Consider the following 3,862-nt stretch of genomic DNA (forward strand, 5'->3'; position numbering starts at 1 on the left):
CCAGCTTCAGGAAGAAATCATAAAAAAGCTTTAGTGCCCACCAAGGCACGTAAAATGTGGGCACAGCAACTACAACAAAATCATTCAGTTACTATTGTTATGAGTTGTGCTATTGTTGGCTTAAGCCGTTGTGCTTACTATTATCAACCTAAGTTACAGGATGATTCAGTGATTATTTCGGTGTTGAATGCTGTCACAGACCGGCATTTACGCTGGGGTTTTCCTAAATGTTTTAATCGTATCAGAAAGCTCGGCTATCAATGGAATCATAAACGGGTATATCGGGTGTATTGTGAATTAAAGCTTAATCTCAGGGTAAAGCGTAAAAAACGCATTCCTCCACGATGCCCGGAAAGGTTATTAGTCCCCAATAAACAAGGTGAATGTTGGTCAATGGATTTTATGAGTGACAGTAGTCGTAATCAACGTCGCTTTAGGACATTCAATGTCATCGATGACTTTAATCGTGAGGCGTTAGGGATTGATATTGCAGTAAGCTTACCAGCAGGAAGGATTACCCGTTATTTAGATAAACTCGCCGAATATCATGGGTATCCATTAAAAATACGGGTCGATAATGGGCCAGAATTTACAGGAAAAACCTTTACCAACTGGGCTAAATTACATGGTATAACCATTGATTATATCCAGCCCGGTAGCCCTTATCAAAATGGCTATATTGAACGATTTAATCGTACCTATCGTACTGAAGTACTCGATTTATATCTTTTTAACAACTTAGCACAAGCAAGGAGAATAACCGAAGAATGGTTAACGATTTATAATACCGAAAGACCGCATGAGGCATTAAATAACATGACACCGATTGAGTATAAAACACTAAAACAAGCAGCATGATTTTCTACATGAGTTGTGTACTAAGTTTGGGGTATTTACAGGTAAACACTCCAATTTTTATTTTCTGCAACATTAATAGCCGGAGAATTAGTATAGTCTTTACGTAAAGGTATATTTTTGATTCCACCGCACAAATTTATTGCATCGGGTAATGTGATATTTTCATTTTTTTGAGGCTCTAGCCACACAGTAGTAGGGTTAAATCTATAATCATGGATGATAGAAGTATCTCTTTTTAAAATTGCCCTCACGGTAACATTTCCAACAGGTTTACTCATAAGTTTTACAACACCATTATGATCAACTGAAATATCTCCTCCTCCATTATTAATTACTTGGTAATGGTAATCCGTTTGTGCACCAGTCATCACTAATTGAAATTTGGCGCCTGGGAACCCAGTTGTTGGAAAAAATTGCTCATTTGCGGCTACAGGGTTAACTTTAAACCCAAAAAAAGGAACATAATCAGCACTATATCCTCCACCATGAACTGGATGGCGACTTATATTAGCTGCGTTCCAAGCCCAAGGCCCAGAGATCGGAGATGTAATGCTCGGATCATATGAGCGCCATTGCAGGTTTTTGGAAATTACTATATCATTTGGTTTAACGTAACAAATTTTTGATTTTATTGCTATTTGGTAAGTTTTAGCTAATGTAATAGATTCACTTTCTTTTGGGATCCCATACGCCGAATATGCTTTGACATTAGTTTTAATTATGAGTTTTAATGGCATTGCATAACCACTGCCACAACCTATGATTTTTTTCTTATCATCACCCGCTATCAGTTTTCCTGTATTGTCATACCACCAATAATAGGTCGTTTCTAATTTAAACGGAGTGCTTGGTTCGGCATTATCGCCATCAATATCACGATAATTTTTCACTTTATCCAAATTCTTGGAATCATATTTTGAAATAATAAAGTCATTAAACGTTAAATTACCATCAAATTCCTTAATTTCACCCGCTTTTATATTACCATTTGCCTCACTATAAAAAACGCCGTTAACCGTAAAACCTTGCTTATCTGCACTGGATAACGCTATGACCTCTGGCGCATTGCCTGTAATAACACTAGTTGTGGTAGCGGTTAATATGGCATGAGATGAACTTGCTATTGCCAATTGCGATAATAACACTAAACTCGTTTTAGTTAGTTTCGGTTTTAAGCAAGCTGTAAGTGCCGTTATTTTGGTTATAAAATCAGGTTTAAATGGGAAGAAGGTAAAATTAAAAGAAGATAAAACTAAATGCCAAAAGCTTGAATCAAGTACAGAGTACTGACTATCAATAGTTAGCGAAAATGCCCGATGCCCAGTTATATTTTACCATATTATTATCATCCCTCATACTTATTTTTAATTTTTTATCTATATAATATAAATAGTTAGCTTAATCTAACAAGCAATCAAAATTTATAGCATATTATATAAATAAAATAACATAACCACATTTTAGATGAAAATGTACTGTATGTTATCATACTTTTTTGTAAAGTTTTGTTAAGAATGGTATATGATGGATATCAAAATCCGCTAAATTTTTTAATAATAAATCTAAATTACTAAAAAATAATCAAGCAGATTGGAATAATCTAATATAAAACCTGATTCGCTTCTCAAGTCGGAAATCAATAGATATAATCTATTTAACTGACAATATTTAACTGCTTTTTTTCTTCAATATGTGAAGTATATTAGGCTTATATTTAAAACAAAAGATAAAGGTGAAAAATGTATACTGTAATTTTTGGTCGCCAGGGTTGTCCTTATTGTGTTCGTGCTAAAGAATTAGCTGAAAAACTTTCTCAAGAACGTGACGATTTTTCTTATCGCTATGTTGATATTAATCTTGAAGGCATTACTAAAGAAGATCTTTCTAAAAGTGTTGGCAAACCTGTTGAAACTGTGCCACAAATCTTTATTGATGAAAAACCGATCGGTGGCTGCACTGATTTTGAGGCCTATGCGAAAGAGCATTTAGGGTTATTTAAAGAGTAATCGAAAAGAGTCTATAAAAATTAAGCCACCATTAGGTGGGTCAGATTGATGACAAAGAACTCGCTTTTTGGCGAGTTCTTTGATCTAATAGAGAGGAGTCCATTATAAGAGGAATTCTTCTATGCTAAAAAAACCAACTCCAGCGACACCAGAAAAAATAGAGCAAATCTCACTAGATGCGCTTGTCCCTCAAAATCATCTTATTCGTAAAATAGCTAAAGTCATTGATTTTGAATTTATTCGAGAAGCGGTAGCACCACTTTATTGCCCTAATAATGGTCGTCCAGCAGAAGATCCGGTCAGACTGTTTAAAATCATGCTATTGGGGTATCTTTTCGGTATCCCCAGTGAACGTCGTCTGGTTCAGGAAATTCAGGTCAATTTAGCTTACCGCTGGTTTCTGGGAATGGGATTAACTGAAAAAGTGATTGACGCCTCAACACTTAGCCAAAATCGTCGCCGTCGGTTTAATGACAGTGAAATCTATCAACAGATTTTTGATAATATTGTTGAGCAGGCCATTGCCAAAGGGTTGATAAGTGGTCGGGTATTATATACGGACAGTACTCACCTAAAAGCAAATGCCAATAAAGGCAAAGCACGTAATGAGCAGCGTATTGTTGAGCCCAGTCAATATATTGATGCGCTTAATCAAGCCATCAACGCAGAAAGAGAATTAAACGGAAAAAAGTCTTAAAGCCATCGACGGTAGAGAAATACAAGGATGTTAAAGTCAGTACAACAGATCCAGACAGTGGCTTTATGCATCGGGAAGGCAAGCCTAAAGGATTCTTCTACTTAGATCACCGAACGGTTGATGGCAAACATAATTTAATTACCGATACCTATGTCACAGCTGGAAATATCCATGATTCCCAGCCTTACATGGCTCGATTAAAACGCCAGTTAGAGCGGTTTGGCTTTAATCCGGTTGGTGTCGGTCTTGATGCGGGTTATTTTACGGCTCCCATTTGCCATTTACTGCTGGCAGAGCAGAT

General features: G+C 36.3%; 3 protein-coding genes and 1 pseudogene. 3 read left to right on the top strand and 1 reads right to left on the bottom strand.

Going from position 1 to position 3,862, the window contains the following annotated elements; translation table 11 throughout:
- Positions 1–858 (top strand): IS3 family transposase (locus tag A9G24_RS03675; RefSeq protein ID WP_081303066.1); only part of this gene is annotated, 858 nt, incomplete at its 5' end.
- A gap of 35 nt (positions 859–893) precedes the next feature.
- Here the strand turns inward: A9G24_RS03675 and A9G24_RS03680 are convergent.
- Positions 894–2,003, bottom strand: a complete 1,110-nt coding sequence (locus tag A9G24_RS03680) for a hypothetical protein (RefSeq protein ID WP_065637817.1) — start codon at positions 2,001–2,003, stop codon at positions 894–896.
- A gap of 594 nt (positions 2,004–2,597) precedes the next feature.
- Here A9G24_RS03680 and A9G24_RS03685 point away from each other — a divergent pair.
- Positions 2,598–2,864 (top strand): GrxA family glutaredoxin, encoded by a 267-nt coding sequence (locus A9G24_RS03685; RefSeq protein ID WP_065637818.1) that lies wholly within the window; start codon positions 2,598–2,600, stop codon positions 2,862–2,864.
- A 121-nt stretch (positions 2,865–2,985) separates the two neighbouring features.
- Positions 2,986–3,862, top strand: a pseudogene (locus A9G24_RS03690) (IS1182 family transposase); the annotation flags it as partial.

Origin of the sequence: Gilliamella sp. App6-5, assembly GCF_001690525.1 — a bacterium.
In the GTDB taxonomy this organism is placed as follows: Bacteria; Pseudomonadota; Gammaproteobacteria; order Enterobacterales; family Orbaceae; genus Gilliamella; species Gilliamella apicola_H.